Raw genomic sequence first — 21,852 nt, forward strand, 5'->3', positions numbered from 1 at the left:
TGTTGGCGCCGCCGTATTCCTCGGCCACCGTGATGCCCAGCACGCCCAGGTCGCCCATCTTCTTCCAGGCGTCCATCGGGAACTGGTCGGTGCGGTCGATCTCGGCGGCGCGCGGGGCCAGTTCGGCCTGCGCCCAGTTGCGCACGCTCTCGCGCAGCATGTCGATGTCTTCGCCGAGGCGGAAATTCAGGCCGGGGAGTTCGTTCATATCAATGCTCGTAGTCTGGTTGGATGGGCCGCCCCGGGGCAGGGCGGCCTTGCGTCGGATGGGGGCAGGGACCGGCAGGATCTTCAGGCCGTCTTGTTCTCGCTCAGCCCGAGTTCCTTCGTCATGCTGTCGCGCATCACGAACTTCTGCACCTTGCCGGTGATCGTCATGGGCATCTCGCTGACGAAGCGGATATAGCGCGGGATCTTGTAGTGCGCGATCTGGTCGCGGCAGAAGGCACGGATGTCATCCTCGGTGGCGGTCTCGCCCGGCTTGAGCACGATCCACGCGCACACTTCCTCGCCGTACTTTGCGTCCGGCACGCCGAACACCTGCACGGCCTGCACCTTCGGGTGGCGGAACAGGAATTCTTCGATCTCGCGCGGGTAGATGTTCTCGCCGCCGCGGATCAGCATGTCCTTCACGCGGCCGACGATATTGCAGTAGCCCTCTTCGTCGATGGTGGCCAGGTCGCCGGTATGCATCCAGCCGTCGCGGATCGCCTCGCGCGTGCGCGGCTCGTCGTCCCAGTAGCCTTGCATCACCGAATAGCCGCGCGTGCACAGCTCGCCCTTCTCGCCAACCGGCACGATCTCGCCGGMGCCGTCCACGATCTTGACTTCCAGGTGCGGCTGGATGCGGCCCACCGTGGTMACGCGCTTGTCGAGCGGATCGGTGGTGGCGCTCTGGAACGACACCGGGCTGGTCTCGGTCATGCCGTAGGCAATCGTCACCTCGGCCATGTGCATCCGCGCGATCACGCGCTTCATGGTCTCGATGGGGCAGGGCGAGCCCGCCATGATGCCGGTGCGCAGGGAGGAGAAATCGTACTTCGCAAAATCGGGATGATCGAGCTGCGCGATAAACATGGTCGGCACGCCATGCAGCGCGGTGCAGCGCTCCTCGCTGACGGCCGCCATGGTCGCCACCGGCTCGAACGCCTCGCCGGGGAATACCATGCACGCGCCGGTGGAAACGCACGCCAGCACCGCCAGCACCATGCCGAAGCAGTGGTAGAACGGCACCGGGATGCACAGCTTGTCCTGTTCGGAGAAGCGCATCGCCATGGCGATGAAGCGCGCGTTGTTGACGATGTTMCGGTGCGTCAGCGTGGCGCCCTTGGGCGCGCCGGTCGTGCCGCTGGTGAACTGGATGTTGATCGGGTCATTGCGGTCCAGCGAAGCGCTGATGGTGTCCAGCTCCCCGGTGATGGCATGCGTGCCGTGCGTGAGCAGCGCATCGTAGTTCAGCATGCCGGGCGTACGCTCGCCGCCCATGCGGATCACCCAGCGCAGCGCCGGCAGGCGCGCGGCCTGCAGGTGGCCCGGCTCGCTGGTGGCCAGTTCCGGCGCCAGCGTCTGCAGCATCTCTAGGTAGCGTGACGTCTTGAACGATTCCGCCGCCACGATCGCCTTGCAGCCCACCTTGTTCAGCGCGTATTCCAGCTCCGACAGACGGTAGGCCKGGTTGATGTTGACCAGCACCAGTCCCAGGCGCGCGGTGGCGAACTGCGTCACCAGCCATTCCACCCGGTTGGGCGACCAGATCCCGATGCGGTCCCCGCGCTCCAGTCCCAGCAGGCGCAGGCCGCCCGCCATGGCATCCACCACCTGGGAGAATTCCAGCCAGGTCCAGCGCACCCCCTGTTCGCGGAATACCACCGCCTCCCGGCCGGGAAAGCGCGCCACCGTTCCGGCAAGCAAGGCCGGCACCGTCAGCTCGGACAAAGGGATGTCGGTCTCGCCCCGTACATGGGAACGTCCCGCCATGGGCAAAGTCGATGGGTCAGCCGCACCCTGCATCGTCATACTCGTCTCCAAAGCGCTGTCGCAATCTTGTCTGAACCCCGGATTTCTGAGTCTTGGTCAACTTTGTTGAGTAAGGCTCAAGTTTCKGGGTGCGCATATTTTTTGCCCGCCTGGCCTATGTATTAGGCGGATAGTCAGGCGCGCTGAGTGCAAAAGTACACGCTGGCTCCGAAAAAAGCAACCTTGAGTTGAGTAAAGATCAATTACAATGCCATGACACGCACCGAGGCTGCGCCGCAGCATGCCCGGGCGGCCAGTCAGCGCCAGTGTTTGCTGCGCCGCACTATAATCGCCGGCTCCCGGCAAGCGAGGTAACAAGTCGATGGACGACATCATGGTGCGGCGCCGCGTCCCCGCTGGCGCCAAGGCGGAGCAGCGCATCCGCGATATCCTGCGCGTCAGCCGCGAAGTCTTCGCCGAGCTGGGCTACGAGCGCGCCACCACCACCGAGATCGCCCAGCGCCTGGGCATCTCCGAAGCCACCGTCTTCACCTACTTCCACGGCAAGCGCGAACTCTGCGCGCGCGTGATCGAAGACTGGTACGACGAGATCATCGGCGTGGTCGAGGAAGGCCTGCCGCGCGACCAGAGCACCAAGGTCCAGCTCGAGTTCTACGTCCGCACCCACCTGCGCCTGTTCCTGATCCAGGGCACCGGGCTGTGCGCGCTGGTGCTGTCCGAAGGCCGTGCCAAGGGCCCCGGCCTGGGCGAAGTCTTCGTGCCACTGCAGCGGCGCTACACCGCGCCGCTGATGGACCTGCTGGCAAGGGCGCGGGAGAGCGGCGAGATCCGCACCGACCTGCCGCTCAGCCTGCTGCGCTCGGCCATCCTCGGGCCGATGGAACATATCCTGTGGGACGCCATCGCGCGGCAGCGGGAAGTGGATATCGAGCGCACGGCGCGGGATATCGTCGCGCTGCTGTGGCCGGCCCTGCAGCCCCCMGATCTGGAAGCCGCCGCGTTGCGGCAATTCTATGGCGAGGTGGGCGCCGCGCTCCGGCGCGTCGAACAGGGTGGGGCAGGCGCCTGAKGCCCTGCGCGGCCTTCTGCCGGACAGCCGCTTCGGTGAAGCCATGCYGGCGCTGATCAACGCCKTCAGCATGCTGGCGGCGAGCACGCCGGACAGGTGGGTTGAACTAAGCGATCMATTTCGCCCAGGTCGCGCGCCGCTGCCGYCAGCGGTTCGTCGCTGACGCCGGGGGCGCGCGGCATGTCGGTCGACACCGGGTACGGATGGCGGCCGGACAGCGGGCAGTAGCAGGCGTCCTGCCGTCGGGGGTGTAAACTCCTCCCTTTTTTGACTCTGGTGGTATGGTGCAAGCCCCTCGGCACACAGGTTTCAGCGGCCCGACGCTCGTTCGCTTGCTTGCTCGCCTGACGGACGTCGATGTTCCCGAATCCAGGCAATCCCTGTCGGACCGGCTGAGCCAATGGCTTGGCTGGACGGATGCCATTGCGCTGTCCGGGGCGCTGAACGGCAGTCCGCCGGCGGTTGCCACCGGCGCGCGGACATTCGGCAGCGCCGAGGAGCGCGAATGCGCGCGCGTGCGGACCGCGCTGGCGGATGCCATTGCCGGCGATACCGCGTCCACCGCCGCCAGGCGGTCCGGGCGCGCGCCGGTGCCCACGAAGGCAGCACACGTGGACACGGATGTCGATTACGCTACTTTTCGTCAGCGCTATCTCTCTTTGCAACAGACGATGGAGACGAATATCGGCAACTTGCGCACCCGCCTGCGCGGCATGCTGGCCGGCAGGTCGCCAGAGATGGCCCGGCTCGCGGCGGTGGATGGCGTGATGGAGGGAGCGCTGGTCGTGCGCGAGCGCAGCCTCCTGGCTACGGTGCCCACGTTGCTCGCAGGGCACTTCGAGCGCTTKCGCCGGGCGGRGAAGGCGGCGCTGGCGGACGCCGAGGCCGCCGAGGCCGCCGAACGCCCCGCGGCGGTGACGCCCGGCGCATGGCTGGAAGTGTTCCGCAAGGATATGCAGAGCGTGTTGCTCGCTGAATTGGAAGTTCGTCTACAACCGGTAGAAGGCCTGCTCGCGGCTTTTCGCACCAGCTAATTAGGGCGCCATGTCCCGATATCTTGTTAAGTTTGCTGTTTTCCTGGCGGGTCTGATCGCTGTGTGCTGGATCGGCGTGGGCTATGTCGGCTCGAATGCGCTGGCGCTGGCGGTCACGATGCTGGTTGGCGCTTTCTACCTGGCGGGCGCGCTCGAGTTGTGGCGCTATCAGCAGGCCACATCCGGCCTGACGCACGCCGTGGCAGGCTTGTCCGAAGCGCCGGCCAGCCTGGGCTCCTGGCTTGAGCAATTGCACCCCAGCCTGCGCAATGCGGTGCGGCTGCGCATCGAGGGTGAGCGCGTGGGCTTGCCGGGGCCGTCGCTGACGCCGTATCTGGTGGGCCTGCTGGTGCTGCTGGGCATGCTGGGCACGTTCCTGGGCATGGTGGTGACGCTGCGGGGCACCGGGATGGCGCTGGAAAGCGCGACGGACTTGCAGGCGATCCGCGATTCGCTGGCCGCACCGGTCAAGGGCCTGGGCTTTGCGTTCGGCACCTCGATCGCCGGCGTGGCCACTTCCGCGATGCTSGGGCTGCTTTCCACCTTGTGCCGGCACGCGCGGATCCAGGCGGCGCAGATGCTGGACGCCAAGATCGCGACGACGTTGCGCATCTATTCGCAGGCCCATCAGCGCGAGGCATCCTTCAAGCTGCTGCAACAGCAGGCGCAGGCGATGCCCGCCCTGGTTGACCGGCTGCAGGCCATGATGGCGGCCATGGAGCAGCAGAGCGCCGCCATGAACGAGCGGCAGATGGCCAGCCAGGACGCCTTCCAGGGCAAGGCCGAGGCCGTATACAGCCGCCTGGCCGGCGCCATGGAGCAGTCGCTCAGGGAAGGCGTCGCGGAAAGCGCCCGCGCGGCGGGTGCGGCGCTGCAGCCGGCCGTGGAGGCCACGATGGCAGGTCTTGCGCGCGAAACAGCGTCGTTGCACGACGCTGTCTCGCAGGCCGTGCAGCGTCAGCTCGATGGCCTGTCCACGGGATTCCAGGCCACCACGACCAAGGTGGCGGGGATCTGGGGCKACGCGCTGGCGGGCCAGCAGCGTGCGAACGAGGCGCTTGCCCGGGACCTGCGCGGCTCGCTCGACGGCTTTGCCGCGACTTTCGAGCAGCGCTCGGCCAGCCTGCTGGAAAACGTCTCGACCCGCCTGGAGACCGCGGCGGGCAGCGTATCGGAGGCGTGGAGCGACGTACTGGCGCGGCACGAACGCGTCAGCGCGAAGCTGGCAGGCGACAACCAGCACGCCCTGGCGGCGGCCGCGGCGACCCTGGAGCAGCACTCGGCATCGCTGGTGCGCGCGGTGGGCCAGTCACATGCCGGCCTGCAGGCGGAGCTTGCAGCGCGGGATGAACAGCGGCTGGCGGTATGGGCCGAGACGCTCGGTGCGATGACGACGGCGCTGAATCAGGCGTGGGAGCAGGCGGGGGCGCAGACCGCGAGCCGGCAGCAAGCGATCTGCGAGACGCTGGCACAAACCGCGCGCGACATGTCGGACCACGCGCAGGCGCACGCCAGCAACACGGTCGCCGAAATCGACCGGCTGGTGCAAATCGCCGCGCAGGCCCCGCAGGCCGCGGCGGCCCTGCAGGCGGAACTGGCATCGCGCGACCAGGAACGGCTGGCGGCCTGGACCGGATCGCTGGGCTCGATGGCAGCCACGCTGCGCACGGAATGGGAACTGACGGGCGCACACACCGCCAGCCGGCAGCAGKAAATMTGCGAAGCACTGGCCCAGACCGCGCGCGAGATTTCGTCGCAKACGCATGCGCACGCCAGCAATACGATCGCCGAGATCGACCGGCTGGTGCAAGCCGCCGCCGAGGCCCCCAAGGCTGCTGCGCAACTGCAGGCGGACCTGGCATCGCGGGACCAGCAGCGGTTGGCGGCCTGGACCGAGTCGCTCGCCGCGATGGCAGCCACGCTGCGCAAGGAATGGGAGCAGACCAGCACGCATACGGCGAGCCGGCAACAGGAAATCTGCGAGACGCTGGCGCGGACCGCGAGCGATATCTCGTCCCGGACGCAGGCACACGCCAGCGAAACGATCGCCGAGATCGACCGGCTGGTGCAAGCCGCCGCCGAGGCCCCCAAGGCTGCCGCGCAACTGCAGGCGGACCTGGCATCGCGGGACCAGCAGCGGCTGGCGGCCTGGACCGAGTCGCTCGCCGCGATGGCAGCCACGCTGCGCAAGGAATGGGAACAGACCAGCACGCAGACGGCGAGCCGGCAGCAGGAAATCTGCGAGACGCTGGCGCGGACCGCAAGCGATATCTCGTCCCGGACGCAGGCACACGCCAGCGAGACGATTGCCGAGATCGGCCGGCTGGTGCAAGCCGCCTCGGAAGCGCCCAGGGCCGCGGCCGACGTCATCGGCGAACTGCGCCAGAAGCTCTCCGACAGCCTGGCCCACGACAACGCGATACTGGAGGAGCGCAGCCGCCTGCTGGAAACGCTGGGCACCCTGCTCGATGCCGTGAATCACGCCTCCACCGAGCAACGGACGGCGGTCGACGCGCTGGTCGCCACGTCGGCCGAGCTGCTCGATCGCGTCGGCACCCGGTTCACCGACAAGGTCGAGGCCGAAACCGGGAAGCTCTCGGAAGTGGCCGCGCAGGTCACCGGCAGCGCCGTCGAGGTGGCGAGCCTGGGTGAAGCATTCGGCGTCGCCGTGCAGTCGTTTGGCGAGTCGAACGACAAGCTGGTGGCTCACCTGCAGCGCATCGAAGCGGCCATGGACAAGTCCATTTCGCGCAGCGACGAGCAACTTGCGTATTACGTGGCACAGGCCAGGGAAGTCATCGACCTGAGCATGCTGTCGCAAAAGCAGATCGTCGAAGACCTGCAACAGCTCGCCGGCGAGCGGGCATCCGCCGGCACCGAGGCAGCATGAGCGAGGACATCGACGGCGGGCTGGAGCCGGCAGTACCGACCTGGGCCGTCTTTGGCGATCTGATGTCGGTGCTGCTCGGGGCATTCGTTCTGATCCTGGTGGGCGTGATCGGCGTGCAGCTGGAACTCTCGACCCGGCTGGAGGAAGAGGTCAAGCRGCGGCAGGTGGAGACGCAGCGCCGCAAGGCCCTGGAAGACGCGCTGGCGGGGCCGCTGGCGGCGGGCCGGGTGACGCTGGTCAATGGACGTATCGGCATCAGCGGCAACGTGTTGTTTGCGCTGAATTCCGATCAGTTGCAGCCCGCGGGCCGGGACGTATTGAAGAGCCTCACCGGCCCGCTGTCCGCGTACCTCCAGGCCCGGGACGAAATCCTCATGGTCAGCGGCTTTACCGACGACAAGCAGATGCGCGAGGGCAACAGCCGGTTCGCCGACAACTGGGAGCTGTCGGCCCAGCGCGCATTGACCGTGACCCGCGCGCTKGTCGATGACGGTATTCCGTCGTCCTCGGTATTTGCGGCCGCGTTCGGCTCGGCACAGCCCGTGGCGTCGAATGCCGATGCCGTGGGGCAGGCGAAGAACCGCCGGGTGGAAATCKCGCCTATCCCCAGGCCATCCCGGGCGACGGTGAAGCCCCGTGAGTAATGACGAGACCCAGGCTGGCGGGAACGGTGGCGGCGGGACAAGCCACGCCCGGGCGACGCTCGACGCATGGCGCGAGCGCGGCGCCGATCGCCTCGATCCCATCCGCTTTCATTTCATGGACGCGCTCGACCGGCGGGCAGCCGGCCACGGCGGCCAGGCGCGGCGCCTCCTGGACGACCGGCTGTCCAAGCTGCTCAAGGCATATGGCGACGATCTCGAAAGCGCCGCACGCAAGCGTGGCGATGCCGCTGGCGCGCCCGCGGCACCCGCGCCCGCTCGCGGGGCGCTTGGCGAGCTTGTCGAATACATCGCCAGTCACGCCACCAGCCACGCCGCCGGCCGGCCGCCGGCTGACGGCGGCGGCGCGGCAGCAAGGGAGCCCCGGCCCGGACTAGCCGCCTTTCCCGAACTGGAGGTGCTCGATCATTTCAGGGAAACCTGGTCCAKGCTCAGGGTCAGTTCAGACCGGCAACTGCGGCAGTCGCAGCAGCAGGTTCCCGACAATGCCGGCCCGCTCAACTCGAACCACCTGGTGCACCGGGCGCTCTTGCTGATGCGGGAGCTGTCGCCAGGATATCTCCAGCAGTTCTTGTCGTACGTCGACGCCCTGTCGTGGATGGAGCAGATGAACGGCGCAGGCGCCTTGGCGGGCAAGGACGCCCCTCGCGCCGGGAATGCCAGGAAGAGTGTGCGGGGCAAATCACGCTAAGGCCATGCCGCGCCAGGCCGGCACGGGTCAGGCCACGGCAGTGCCGATGGGCCACATCGGCGAAGCCGACGCAAGGCATGCCGTGAGCAGGCATAGCGCGGTCCGCAGGGCCGCAACAGGGTCGATGAAGCACGCGCGCACCTGTTCGCTGCGGCTTTCGCCATAAAGGCACCAGGCACAGAAGTGCTCGCAGTTATTGGTCAGCAGCCTGTAGCGATTCTCGCCCAGCCGTGAGCGCGCACGCTGCGCGGCTTCGTTCGCGAGGTAGACCGGACGGGGGCCGGGCTCGACCGAAAGTGCGTGACCGCCGGCGAAACGCGCGACGCTGACTTCCTCTACGGGGCCGCAACGCAACGACCCGGAAAAACCGGCGTAGTGCACCACCTTGCMATCGCCCACATAGATGCCATGGTGGCTGTAGCCGTGCCGCGCCGTGACGAGATGGGCGCCGAGAGGCGGCTCCCTGTMGACACCGGGATGCCATTGATGCCATTGTGTCGGCATCGACTCTGCAGCAGTGCCTGGATAGCTGGTTGACTGGCCCATGATCGAACGCCCCGGGATCTGGTGACTTCGATCCAAGCGTAGCCATGGCAATGCATTAATGATAATTAAACGTTTTTCTCGTAAGCATAAGTATTTGCTTATGCTATGCCGCCAGGCACTGGATCCACCCGGGATCCTGGCGTCCCGCCCCTGAACAGTGGAGCCGCCGGCTTTCACCAGGGGCGGCGGTCGTCCCGCGGCTGGCCCTCTCCTACGAATCTTCCGTTCTTTCGACTAGGCTGTAGCGGTGCATGGCCCGTGGCCGTTCGCTGTCACGGCGTGAAATCGATCGCGGGAGCACAGGATGCCGACCTACCTGGCCGAGGTGTACACCACCAAGTCACTTTCCCTGGCAGCCATCCTCGACCCCACTTCGKACCTGCCGCTCGAACAGCGGATCCAGACCCATGTCCTCCAGGGCAACGCGGCGTTCTTCCGGCAGCGCTACGGCGAAGCGCTCTCGCACTATCTGGCCGCGTGGGGCCTGCTGCCGGTCCTGGTCTGGCCCGTCTTCCCACCTGTGATCGGCAAGCTCGCTCCCGAGCTGCTCTCCAGGCTTGAACTGGTCCAGCCGATCCTCGAAGCCAGTGCCAGCATCCATCGCCTGCGGCCATCCCTTGGCCCGACGGCGGACATCATGCCGCCCATCGAGCCGCCGCCGGGCGTGGCCGAACTGACCGAACGCTACGCCGGCGGCACCGGCAAGGCGCAGCGGTCCCAGGCCCTGAGCCTGACGCTGCTTCGGCAGGGCGAATTCGACCTGGCCCGCCGGCATGCCGAGGACGCGCTGGGCGCCGGCAACGAGGCGGAGCAGGGCGATGGCCATGCCATMCTGGCCGCCATCGCGCTGGCCAGCGGCGACATCGAAGGCGCGCAGGCCGGTTTTTCGCGGGCTGCCGAGACGTACCGCAACCTTCGCAGTCCCGGCGTAGCCGCCTCGATGGATCACAACCTTGGCGTCGTCAGCAGCCTCGCGGGCGATGGCGCCGGGGCCGCCACGCGGTTCGCCGCGGCGGTGAACCAGTTGCCGGCCCGGCTCGACTGGAGCGTGACCCAGGCGCTGAATCCGGGCAGTGCGTCCGTGACGCGGCCGGTCGGGACGGCGGGGCTGCCGCTGTTGCTCAGGAGCGGTGTGACGTGGCACCAGGTAGAGGTCGGCATKGTGGCACCGGTGATCGCGGTCGACGTCGCCGGGCGGGACGGGGCGATCACGATCGACCTGTCGGACAACGGCGCCGCCGCGCTCGAAACTGCGCTCTACCAGCCGCGCATCGATGCCGCCAGGCTGGTGGACCTCGGCATCGACCTCACCGTGCCGGGCATATTCATCTCCTACCTCGCCCAGGTGCGCGGCTTCGTGCTGCCGCTGGCGCTCGGCGATACCTATCATGCGCTGGGCCGCTACGACCTGGCGGCGAACTATTTCGTGCTCGCGCGCGACTATCGCTACCTGAACCTCGCCATCGAACGGCCCATGCTCTGGACCCGGCTGGCCCGCACCTACCTGGCCGAGGGCGACCGCTACTACCGGCAGCAGGACCCCGCCTCCGCGCGGCTCGCCTATGAGCGGATCGTCAAGGTCGTGCCCGGCGGMTACGTGATCGACGGCCCCMTCTACGCGGGCAGCTTCGCGCCGCTGGCGGCCGAGACGATGGCCTTGCTGAACGCCCCCGACTGGCTGCAATTCGATGGCATCGGGTACCAGCGGCGCATCCTCGTGCTGCAGGCGCTCGCCAGCCTCCAGCAGATCGCCAACGGCATCAACTATCTTGGCTTCCCGGACGACATCATCCCGATTCATCCGTGGCGCTACCTGCAGAACCAGGCGCGCTACTTCGCCAACCAGGCGGTCCAGGCCGAGCGGGCCTACCTCAATTTCAAGAGCACGGCGGAGAAGGAGGCATTCACCCGGCTCACCCTCGAACAGGCCGTGGCCGCGCAGCAGTCGGCGGTCAATGTCGAGAAGCAGAAGGTCGCCCTTGCCCAGGAGCAGGAGCGCGTGGCCAAGGAGACATCGGCGCTGGCTGCCCAGCGCATCGAGCAAGCGCAGGCGTCGCGGGACGACTACGAGGCCGTTGCCGAGCAAACCGCCTTCTATGACGAGATCAGTGCGCTTTATTCGGCGCCGGACGGCGGCGTGCATGTCGATCCGGACTTTGCCCAGCAGCTCGGCATCCAGCTCACCTATGTCCACGAGACCTATACCGGGATCACCGGCACGTCGGATTTCTACTATACGAAGGACGTGTCCAAGGGCGACATCCTGCGCACCATGAACCGCAGCCGCAACAAGGCCACCCGCGACCTCGAACTGCGCGACATGGACCGCAAGATCGACCAGCTCGGCGGGGACCTGGCCCTGGCCAATGCCCAGGCGAAGGTCGCCGCAAAGGGCGTCGGGGCAGCCCAGGCCCAGCAGCAGCTTGCCGAACTGCGCGCCGCCCAGGCAAAGAGCCAGCTCAATGCCTTCGAGGACCAGGAGCTGACCCCCGAGCTGTGGGACAACCTGGCCGAAGCCCAGCGCGAGATCAGCCGGCGCTACCTCGACTGGGCCATCGGCGCGGCGTTCCTGATGGAGCGCGCCTACGAGTTCGAATACGACACCACGGTGAACCGGATCCGCTTCGACTACGCGCGCAGCGAACTGGACGGCCTGATGGCCGCCGACCTGCTGCTCGCMGACATCGACCAGTTCAGCTACGACCGCCTGCTGGAGACCGCGAAGAAGGCGCCGGTCAAGGTCAGCATCGCCCTCGCGGACCGCTACCCGTTMCAGTTCCGCCGGGACTTCCAGCAGACCGGCCGGCTCGACTTCCAGACCGCGCTCGACGAATTCGACCGCTGGAACCCGGGCACCTACCGCCGCAAGCTGCGCCGCGTGGAAGTGGTGATCGAAGGGCTGGTCGGTGCCGACGGCCTGCACGGCACCMTGACCAGCAGCGGCATTTCCCTGGACCGCAACCGCAACGGCGCGGTCCAGACGCGCGTGCAGAAGGCGGAGACCATGATCCTGTCGCGCTTCGACCTGCGCGGCGATGGCTTCGTCTTCACCTCGACCGAGGAGCAGGTCCTTGCCGTGTTCGAKAACAGCGGCGTCGCCGGCGGCTGGGTCCTCGACCTGCCGCCGGAGGTGAACGACGTTGACTACCGCACCATCACCAACGTCCATCTTGTCCTCTACTACGACGCCTACTACAGCGGCCAGGTAGCGAGCGTGGTCAGGGCGGAGCTGGCGGCGGCCGGGCGCGACGAGCAGATGCTCGGGCTGTCGCTGCGCTTCCAGTTCCCGGACGAGTTCTTCAATTTCCAGTCCACCGGGGAAATGCGCTATGCCATCGACGAAGCGTACCTGCCCTTCAACCACACCGGGCCGACAGTCCGTGACCTCTATCTGAACCTCGAGACCGTCGAGGGCGCATCCCCGGCGAACCTGACCGTGACGGTCGAGCTGGACGGGACCAGCGCCAACGCGGTGACCGACGCGAACGGACTGGTCGGCACCGCCGATGCGGCACTCGCGGGTTTGCGCGGCCGCCCGCTCGCGGGCACGTGGGTCATCCGGATCGACCCGGGGCTCAACGCTGCCGCCTTTGCCGCCGGGTTTGGCTGGGACAAGATCCGCAATGTCGCTGTCTTTGCCAACTACACGTACGTGCCGCGCGGCCGCACGGTGACGCAAGGCGATTTCGGCGCCGACCCGCTGGCGGGCTTCGAGATCGTCGACGATCCGGGGGCCACCGATGGCGGCCCCGGGGCGTGGAGCTACGACCCGGCAGGCAAGCGCGTCCTGCAGCAATCGGGCCTGCACGCGGCCGCCCTGGAGGATGCCGGCGCGGCCAAGCCGGGCGCCATGCTGGTCGGCAGGACGGATGCCGGCTGGCCGGCGCGCCGGGACCTGGTCCTGCGCACGCGCCTCGCCTCTGACCACGACGGCATTGGCGTGGTCTTCCGCTACCAGGATGCGGACAATTTCTACTACTTCCTGATGGATGCCACGCTGGGCTACCGCCGGCTCGGCAAGAAGGTGGCCGGCGTCTTTGCCGAGCTCGACACGCCCGCCGTGGATGCGGCCGCCGGCTATGACGCCGGGCGGACATACCAGCTCAGCGTGGCCGTGGTCGACAACGCGCTGGTGGCCGCACTCGACGGCGTGCCGGTGCTCGCGGGGCGCGATGCGTCGATACCGGTGGGCGGGCGGGTTGGCTTGCTGGCCTGGAAGAACCCGACCGCGCGGTTCCTTGACCTGGCCGTGCGGGATGCATAGCCGCCTGTGAGGAGGCGTCATGGCGCACTTGTCCGGCGTGTCCACCCTGGGCGTCAGCCTGCCCAAAGGCGGCGGCGACGTGCGCGGGCTGGGCGGCAACTTCGTGGCCGACTATAACCGCGGCACCGGCAGCTATGTCCTGGACCTGCGCCTGCCGGCAGGTCCGGCAGGCATCCGGCCGGCGCTGGCGCTGGCCTACAACTCCGGCGGGGCCAACGGCGCCTTTGGCCTTGGCTGGGCGCTGGGCGTGCCGTCGATCCACCGCGACGGCGAGCGCCGCTTCGTGCGCTACGACGACACCGACGGCTTCCGCCTCGACCTGCACGGCGAACTCGTGCGGCTMGCCGACGGGCGCTGGCGCCCCCGCTATGACGAACTGTTCGCCCGCATCGAGCGCGGCGACCACTGGGAAATATTCCCGAAGGAGGGCGGCGTCCAGCGCTATGGCGTGGACAGCGAGGCGCGCATCGTCCACCCCGACCATCCGGACCGCATCCTGGCGTGGGCGCTGCAGGAGGCCGAGGACCGCAACGGCAACCAGATCCGCTACCGCTATGTCGCCGATGGCAACAACCGCTATCTCGGCGAGGTGGCCTACGGAGCCTACCGCGTGGTCCTTGCCTACGCGCCGCGGCCCGATGTGTTCGCCACGGCGAGGCACGGCTTCCCGGTCACGACGGCGTTGCGCTGCACGTCGATCGAGATCCATTGTGACCGGCTCGCCGGCCAGAGCCTGATCCGCCGCTACGCGCTGAGCTATGCCGAGCCCGCCGAGACGCCGCTGTCGCTGCTGCGGCAGATCCAGCTGACCGGCCATCGCGCCGGCGAGACGGCCACCATGCCGCCGCTCACCTTCGGCTACACCAGCTTCAGGCCAGAGACCGGCCGGTGCCGCCCGCTGGTCAACCCGCTGGGCTTTGCGCTGGCGCCGCTCGGCTTGCCCGGCACCGACCTGCTCGACTGCACCGGCGACGGCCTGCCGGACATCGTGCAGATCGACGACCAGCGCCATTGCTACTGGGCCAATCGCGGCGATGGCAGCTTCGATGCGCCACGGCAGATCCGCAGCCTGCCCGACRGCGCGCACCTCGGMGCGCCCGGGACCAGCTTCGGCGACGCCGATGGCGACGGCGCCGCCGACCTGCTGGTGACCGAGGGCCCGCACACCGGCTATTTTCCCAAGACCGGCCCGGCCACATGGGGGCCGTTCCAGCGCTACCGCCGGGCTCCGGCCTACAGCCTGCGCGATCCCAACAACCGCCTCGTGGATCTCGATGCCGACGGACAGGTGGACCTGCTGCGCACCACGCCATCGGCCTTCGTCCTGCATCTCAACCGTGGCAGCGAGGGCTGGGAGTCGCTGCCGCCGATCCCGCGCGTGCGGGATATCGATGCCTTTCCCGACGTGTCGCTCGCGGACCCGCGTGTCCAGCTTGCCGACATGACGGGGGACGGCCTGGCCGACATCGTCCTGGTCAGGTCCGGCGAGGTGTCCTACTGGCCGTACGAAGGCCTCGGCCGCTGGGGCAGGCGGCGGGTGCTCGCCGGCTCCCCGGCCTTCGCGCGGCCCGAACAGCCGCGCCGCATCTTCCTGAGCGACGTCAACGGCGACGGGCTGGCCGATCTCGTCGTCGTGGAAGGCGATGTCGTGACGGTCTGGATCAACCGCACCGGTACCGGCTTTGCCGCGCCTGTCCGGCTCGGGAACGCGCCGCCGAGCGGCGGGGCCGACGTGCGGATGGCCGACATGCTCGGTGCGGGGACGGCCGGCGTGCTGTGGAGCTACGAGTCGGAGCGGCGCCCGCGTACGCGCTACTTCTTCCTTGACCTCGGGGGCGACGAGAAGCCCTACCTGCTGTCGGCCATCGACAACGGCCTGGGCAAGCACACGCGCATCCGCTACAGCAGTTCGAGCCAGTTTGCCGCGCGTGACCGGGCCGAAGGGCATCCCTGGAACACCTTCCTGCCGTTTCCGGTGCAGGTGGTCGCCGAGGTCCGGCAGGAGGATCCGCTGGCGGGCCTGTCCACATGGCAGGAGATTCGCTATCACGAAGGCGTCTACGACGGGCGCGAGCGGCGCTTCGCCGGCTTCGGCCGCGTCGAGCTGGTCGATCATGGCGACGCCACGGCGCCGGCTCTGCTGACGGCGATGCGCTTCGATGCGACGCCGACGGACGGCCTGGGCCGCGACGAACGCGCGCTGGCCGTCGCCCGCTGGGGAAAGATGCTGGAGACCACGCAAGGCCCGCCAGGCGGTCCGGTGATGCGCCGCTCGAGCAGTGCGTGGGCGGCAAATGTCGCCGAACACGGCACCGACGGCACGCCGGTCGCCACGGTGCACCGTCACACCATCCGCAACGAGGCCCCGGGCGGGGCGGAGGGGCCGGTGGTCATCGAGCATCTTTACGCGTTCGACGACAGCGGCAACGTCACGCGAGACCAGATGTCGGCCAACGGCCCGGCGCCGCTGACGCTGGTCAGCGAGGTCGAATTCGCGCGCACGCCGGATGGACGGCCGAGCGCGCTGCCGTCGCGGGTGACCGAGCGGCGCGGCGACGGCGCCCTGGTGCGCGAGCGCCGCTACTACTACGATGGCGAGCCATTCACCGGACTCCCGCCCGGCCAGGCGACCACCGGCAATCTTGTCCGCCAAAGCGTGCGCGTGCTCGACGAGCCAGACTTCGCCGCCCACTACGGCGCCGAAGGGCTGGATGCCGCCGCGCTCGGCTACCGGACCGAGGACGGCGCAGTCTGGTCCGACGCCGGCCGCTACAGCTATGACGCCCGCGGCAACCTCGCCGCCACCCGCGATCCGCTCGGCCACGAAACCACGCTGGCGAGCGATGCCGCCGGGGTCTTTCCCGTCCGGMTCCAGAATGCGGCCGGCCATGTMACCCGCTTGCGCTGGGACGACGCGGCGCTCCAGCMGGACGAGATGACGGACGCCAACGGCGCGGTCTGGCGCTTCGGCTTCGACGMGCTGGGCCGCGTCACCGCGCTCGCCTTCCCGGGCGACTCGCTTGCCGATCCGGGCGAGACCGTGTCGTACCACCTTGATGCGTCACCGCCCTATGTCGAGCTGCAGCAGAAACTGGCCGACGGCATGCCGCCGCTGCGGCGACGCGTATTCCATGACGGCAGCGGGCAGGTGCGGCAGACCCGGGCCATGATCGACGAGGCCAGCGTGCTGGTGTCGGCGTTCGAGTCGCTGAACAGCCGCGGCTGGGTTGCCAGCCGCGGCGAGCCGTCCATTGCCGGCTCGCTGGACTTCGGGCCGGTGCCCGCGGGCGGGGTCACGACGTTGCAGTACGACGCGATTGGCCGGGTCGTGTCTGCCGGACTGCCCGGCGGGCGCAGCACGCGCTCGCTCTACGAGCCATTCCGCACGGTCACCTACGACGCCAACGATACCGACGCGTCGCCCGCGAACGTCGCCCGCGGCTTCTTCGATACGCCGACCATCCACCGCCTGGACGGCCAGGGGCGGCTGGTCGGCGTTACCGAGCTCCACGACGGGCTGATCACGAGCCATGCCTACCGCTACGACGAGGCCGGGCAACTCGTCGAGGCAACCGGCCCGGCGGGTGGCCGCATGCTGGGCCAGCGCTTCGATCTCGCGGGCAACCGGCTCGCCCTCGACCATGTGGACGCGGGCAGCCACCTGTTTTACTACGATGCCGGCGGGCAACTGGTGCGCAGCGCCGACGCTGCCGGCCGGCGCATCGCCATCGCCCGCGACGCGCTCGGTCGGCCGACCGGCACGGCGGTAGATGGCATGCTGGCGCAGAACCTGGTGTATGACGCACCGGACCTGCCCAACGCCTTGGGCCGGCTGAGCACCGCCCACGACGAGGCGGGCGAATGGGCCTTCGAATACGATTCCCGGGGTCGGCCTACGCGCCGCACGCTGAGCGCGCCTGGCCGGAGCTGGACGCTGGAGCACCGCTATCAGGCCAATGGCCAGGTCGCCGCCATCCGCTATCCGGACGGCGCCGAGGTCACGTTCCAGTACGACCGGGCCGGCCGGCTTGCCGCCGTGCCGGGCGCACTCGACGCGCTGACATACGACGCGCACGGCCGCCGGACGTCGATGCGCGCCGCGAACGGCGTGCAGACCCTGCTCGACTACGATCCGCTGACGCGCTTCCTGGCCCGCCTGCGTGTGCTCGGCCCGGCGGGGGAGGTGCTGCACGACCTGAGCTACGACCGCGACAACGTCGGCAACGTGCTGGGCCAGCGCGATGGCCGCCCGCCCGGCCCCGACGCACCGCACCCGCGCCGCTTCATCCTGGATGGCCGCTACCGGCTGCTCGAAGTGGACGGCGGGGGATCGGCCGCCGTCGGCGCCTACGTGCGGCGCTACGCCTACGATGCCGCCAACAACGTCGTGGTCTACCCGACCCACGCCGCCGCGCCCATCGTCTACGCGCCGCCCGGCAGCAACCGCATCGCCGGCATCCTGGACGGCGGCAACCTCGTCCCCCTCTACGCGCACGATGCGAACGGCAACGTCGTGCGCTTGCCGGGACGCGACCTGATGTTTGACGCCTTCGGCCGGCTGGCCGGCGTCCAGCGCGCGGACGGCGCCACGGTCGCCTATCGCTACAACGCCGTCGGCGAGCGCGTCTGGCGCACGGCAACCGTCGCCGGTGCGGCGCGCCGCACGCTGTTCCTGGCGGGCCTCTACGAGGAGGACGACGACGGCGCGGTGCGCCGCTACCTGTGCGCCGGCGGCGCGCCGATCGCCATCGACCAGGCCGGCGGGCGGACCTGGCTCCACGGCAACGAACTGGGACACGTCATGGTACTGACGGATGCGGCCGGCGCCCTGGCGGGCAGCCGCTTCTTCCATCCCTTCGGCGAGGCGGGGGGAGCCGGCGGGGTGGCGGTGCCATGCGCGTTCGGCGGGAAGATCCTCGATGAGATCAGCGGCCTGTATCACTTCGGAGCACGCAATTACGYACCGGAGATAGGCCGCTTCGTCAGCCCGGACCCGCTCTACCTGACGGCGCCGGAGCTGGCCCTGGCAACCCCGGGGCTGCTTAACCTGTACGCCTACGCGGGGAACAACCCGATGGTCTACGTCGATCCCTCCGGCCTCTCGCCGCTCGGATCGGCGCTTGGCGGGCTGGTCGGTGGCATGGTCGGCGCGTTCGTGTTCGTGGTCTCGGCTGGCAATCCTGTCCTTGCGGGCATAACCGGCGGGCTGGCGGGCGGTGCCGTGGCCGGCGGCATCGACGGCGGCGCCAAGGGTGCCGTGGTGGGCGGACTGCTCGGCGCGCTCACCGGCGGCATAGGCGGTGGCGCGCTGTGGGGCATTTCCGCGCTGAGCGGCACCCTCCTCGGTACGACGGCGCGCCAGGCGGTCCTGGTGATGCTGAGCACGGCTGCGGCAGGCACCACCACCATCGCGGGCATGGCGCAGGTTGTCGATTCCGGCAACTGGGACATCCTGGCCGGGGCTGCGGCGGGGATTGCCGGCGCAATGATCGGGAGTGCCATCGGCAACGCCATCATGATGCGCAATGTCTGGGAGGACCCCAACAACTCACCGCGGGTAAAGCAAAACCAGCGCGAGGTCCAGGCCGCCCTGAACAACAAGGCCAACTTCGACAAGGTGAACTACGTCAGCAACATGAATCCKAGCGGAAGCGTCCTTGGCAGTCAGTTTCACGGAACGATCACCATGAACAAGGACAATATCGGCAACTCCTATCTCGAATATCGCAGCACGCAGGCGCACGAGTTGTACCACCAGTTCCAGGAACAGACCGTGGCGAATTTCGACCAGGCCTACAGGGCCGAGACTTCCTACGCGAGCAATCGCTTCGARAATGCGGCGTTCGACTTCGAGATGCGGTTCATGCACTTCACGCCTTACCCTTTCCAGACCTACTCGCACGCGCTGGCGCCGGCTCTGGTCGCGGTCGCCCAGCCGGCCGGGTGGGAGGATCGCAAGAGCGGCGAAGACCGATGGCGAAACGTGTTCGCGCAACTGGGCATCTAGCCGGGCCGGGTGGCCCGCCACAAGGCGGTGCTGGCGCTGGCCGCCTGAGCCTCGGCATGCCCCCGGCGCGCGCAGGTTCCCAGGCCCGGCGCCCGTGCCTGATATGAGCCAGACTAATAACCTGATGAAATAATGCCAATTTATTTCATGTTTGCAAAGACCTATGATGGCCCTCGATCTTTACGGAGCGCTCCATCATGGCAATCACACACAACCTCGGCTTTCCGCGCATCGGCGCAAAGCGCGAACTGAAGTTTGCGCAAGAGTCCTACTGGAAGGGGCAATCCTCGCGCGACGAGCTGAAGGCGCTGGGTGCGCAGCTGCGGCAGCGGCACTGGGAAATCCAGGCTGGCCTCGACCTGGTGCCGGTAGGCGACTTTGCCTTCTACGACCAGGTGCTCGACATGAGTTTCACCCTTGGCAACCTGCCCGAGCGCGTGCGCGGCTTCCATGGCGATGCACTCGACAACTACTTCCGCGTGGCGCGCGGGCGCTCGGCCCGGGGTACCGAAGACCACAGCGCCTGCTGCGGCGGCGGCGTCGCCGCGGGCGAGATGACCAAGTGGTTCGACACCAACTATCACTACATCGTCCCTGAGTTCAGCGCGGCCACCGAGTTCTMGCTCGATAGCTCCCGCCTGCTGGAGCAGCTCGCGCAGGCACGGGCCCTCGGCGTGAAGGCCAAGCCTGTCATCATCGGTCCGGTCACCTACCTGTGGCTAGGCAAGGCCAAGGACGATTCGGACAAACTGGCGCTGCTGCCGCGTCTGCTGCCGGTCTATGCCGAGCTGCTCGCCGAGCTGGCCGCGCAAGGCATCGAATGGGTGCAGATCGACGAGCCGGCGCTGGTGACCGAACTCGGCGCGGCATGGCAGCAAGCCTTCGTCACGGCGTACCAGGCGTTGAAGCAGGGCAAGGTCAGGGTCTTGCTGGCGACCTACTTCGGGCAGCTGCTGGAAAATCTCCCGCTGGCGCTCKAACTGCCGGTGCAAGGCCTGCACCTCGATGCCATCAATGCGCGCGCCGAAGTGCAAGAGCTGGTGGCGAGGCTGCCCGCGGACAAGATACTGTCGCTGGGCGTGATCAACGGCCGMAACATCTGGAAGTCCGACCTGCTGGCGGTGCTCGACTGGCTGGAGCCGGTCCATGCACAGCTGGGCGACCGGCTGTGGGTGGCACCGTCCTGTTCGCTGCTGCATGTCCCGGTCGATCTCGACAGCGAACAGAAGCTCGACGCCGACATCCGCTCGTGGCTCGCCTTTGCCCAGCAGAAGCTCGACGAGCTGCAAGTCGTTGCCAGGGCGCTGAACCAGGGACGCGCAGCCGTGGCCGGCGCGCTGGCCGGCAACCAGGCCGCCATCGCCAGCCGTCGCGCCTCGCCCCGCGTGCACAATCCTGCCGTCAAGGCCGCCATCGCCAGGCTCGACGCCGCGCTCGGCAGGCGCGCCAGCCCCTATACGGCGCGCGCGCCCAAGCAAGCGGCCCTGCTGCAACTGCCGGCCTATCCGACCACCACCATCGGATCGTTCCCGCAGACCGGCGACATCCGCCAGGCACGCAGCAAGTTCCGCAGTGGCGAGCTCGACGAAGCCGGCTACAGGGCCGTGATGCAGGCCGAGATCGCCCGCAGCGTGCGCGAACAGGAGGCGCTTGGCCTGGATGTGCTGGTGCACGGCGAAGCCGAGCGCAACGACATGGTCGAGTACTTTGGCGAGCAACTCGACGGCTACGCCTTCAGCCAGTTCGGCTGGGTGCAGTCCTATGGCTCGCGTTGCGTGAAGCCGCCCATCCTGTTCGGCGACATCAGCCGCCCGAAGGCCATGACGGTGGCGTGGATCAAGTACGCGCAATCGCTGACCGCCAAGCCCATGAAGGGCATGCTGACCGGCCCGGTGACGATCCTGAACTGGTCCTTCGTGCGCGACGACCAGCCGCGCTCGGTGTCCTGCCACCAGCTCGCCCTTGCCATCCGCGAGGAGGTGCTGGACCTCGAGAAGGCCGGCGTGCGCGTGATCCAGATCGACGAGGCGGCGCTGCGCGAAGGCCTGCCGCTGCGCAAGGCCCAGTGGAGCGAGTACMTGCGCTGGGCGGTGGAGTCCTTCCGTATCACCGCCAATGGCGTGCAGGACGAGACCCAGATCCACACCCACATGTGCTATTCGGAGTTCAACGACATCATCGCGTCGATCGCCGACATGGACGCGGACGTCATCACCATCGAGACCTCCCGCTCCGATATGGAGCTGCTCGACGCGTTCGACAACTTCAGGTATCCGAACGAGATCGGCCCGGGCGTCTACGACATCCACTCGCCKAACATTCCGACGCAGGAGCACATCGTGCAACTGATGAAGAAGGCGGCAGAGCGTATTCCGGCCGAACGGCTGTGGGTGAATMCCGACTGCGGCCTGAAGACGCGCGCGTGGGAAGAGGTGATCCCGGCCCTGACCAATATGGTCGCGGCGGCCCAGGCCCTGCGGGCCGCCGTGTGACGCTGCGGGCTTGCGCCGCGCATCATGCCTTCCGGCCTTTTCTTTTMGTGTGGGCGAGGGCGTCGCAGGCTCGCGGGGCACCGGCGGTGCGGCATGCCGGGATACTCAATGTATGAGACAAGGCGCCCCGGGATCGGGGTGCAAACGCCCGCATTTCCATTGGCCKGAAATGACCGGTGGTTTTTACAGTAGCTTCTCCTAAACTCGGCCGAAATACGGC

The 21,852-nt window shown here is 68.2% G+C and carries 11 protein-coding genes; 8 read left to right on the forward strand and 3 right to left on the reverse strand.

Annotation, left to right across the window (positions count from 1 at the left end):
- Both AC1DKV_RS31900 and AC1DKV_RS31905 read right to left on the reverse strand, forming a co-directional pair.
- The coding region (locus AC1DKV_RS31900; protein WP_441650113.1) for an acyl-CoA dehydrogenase family protein at positions 1-208 on the reverse strand (208 nt) is incomplete at its 3' end.
- An 83-nt stretch (positions 209-291) separates the two neighbouring features.
- A complete protein-coding gene (locus AC1DKV_RS31905; RefSeq protein ID WP_477138874.1) occupies positions 292-2,016 on the reverse strand; it encodes an AMP-binding protein in 1,725 nt (574 codons plus the stop codon).
- Between the two features lie 322 nt (positions 2,017-2,338).
- Here AC1DKV_RS31905 and AC1DKV_RS31910 point away from each other — a divergent pair, with 322 nt between their 5' ends.
- The 5 genes from AC1DKV_RS31910 to AC1DKV_RS31930 all read left to right on the forward strand — a co-directional run bounded on the left by AC1DKV_RS31910 (position 2,339) and on the right by AC1DKV_RS31930 (position 8,323).
- Positions 2,339-3,046, forward strand: a complete 708-nt coding sequence (locus tag AC1DKV_RS31910; RefSeq protein WP_441622463.1) for a TetR/AcrR family transcriptional regulator — start codon at positions 2,339-2,341, stop codon at positions 3,044-3,046.
- Positions 3,047-3,327: 281 nt separating this feature from the next.
- A complete protein-coding gene (locus AC1DKV_RS31915) occupies positions 3,328-4,080 on the forward strand; it encodes a DUF3348 domain-containing protein (protein WP_477138875.1) in 753 nt (250 codons plus the stop codon).
- Positions 4,081-4,090: 10 nt separating this feature from the next.
- Entirely contained in the window at positions 4,091-6,970 is a 2,880-nt protein-coding gene (locus tag AC1DKV_RS31920; protein WP_477138876.1) for a DUF802 domain-containing protein, read from the forward strand.
- Positions 6,967-7,614, forward strand: a complete 648-nt coding sequence (locus AC1DKV_RS31925) for an OmpA family protein (protein WP_477138877.1) — start codon at positions 6,967-6,969, stop codon at positions 7,612-7,614. The genes AC1DKV_RS31920 and AC1DKV_RS31925 overlap by 4 nt, the downstream gene beginning before the upstream one ends.
- Positions 7,607-8,323 (forward strand): DUF2894 domain-containing protein, encoded by a 717-nt coding sequence (locus tag AC1DKV_RS31930; RefSeq protein WP_477138878.1) that lies wholly within the window; start codon positions 7,607-7,609, stop codon positions 8,321-8,323. The genes AC1DKV_RS31925 and AC1DKV_RS31930 overlap by 8 nt, the downstream gene beginning before the upstream one ends.
- Positions 8,324-8,350: 27 nt before the next feature.
- Here the strand turns inward: AC1DKV_RS31930 and AC1DKV_RS31935 are convergent, their stop codons facing one another.
- Entirely contained in the window at positions 8,351-8,827 is a 477-nt protein-coding gene (locus AC1DKV_RS31935) for a lecithin retinol acyltransferase family protein (protein ID WP_477138889.1), read from the reverse strand.
- 346 nt (positions 8,828-9,173) lie between these two features.
- Here AC1DKV_RS31935 and AC1DKV_RS31940 point away from each other — a divergent pair, with 346 nt between their 5' ends.
- The 3 genes from AC1DKV_RS31940 to metE all read left to right on the forward strand — a co-directional run bounded on the left by AC1DKV_RS31940 (position 9,174) and on the right by metE (position 21,632).
- Positions 9,174-13,133, forward strand: a complete 3,960-nt coding sequence (locus AC1DKV_RS31940; protein ID WP_477138879.1) for a Tc toxin subunit A-related protein — start codon at positions 9,174-9,176, stop codon at positions 13,131-13,133.
- A 19-nt stretch (positions 13,134-13,152) separates the two neighbouring features.
- Positions 13,153-19,140, forward strand: a complete 5,988-nt coding sequence (locus AC1DKV_RS31945; protein WP_477138880.1) for a toxin TcdB middle/N-terminal domain-containing protein — start codon at positions 13,153-13,155, stop codon at positions 19,138-19,140.
- Positions 19,141-19,337: 197 nt separating this feature from the next.
- A complete protein-coding gene (gene metE, locus AC1DKV_RS31950; protein ID WP_477138881.1) occupies positions 19,338-21,632 on the forward strand; it encodes a 5-methyltetrahydropteroyltriglutamate--homocysteine S-methyltransferase in 2,295 nt (764 codons plus the stop codon).
- Positions 21,633-21,852: the final 220 nt, after the last annotated feature.

The organism is Cupriavidus sp. 05T41 (assembly GCF_056396525.1).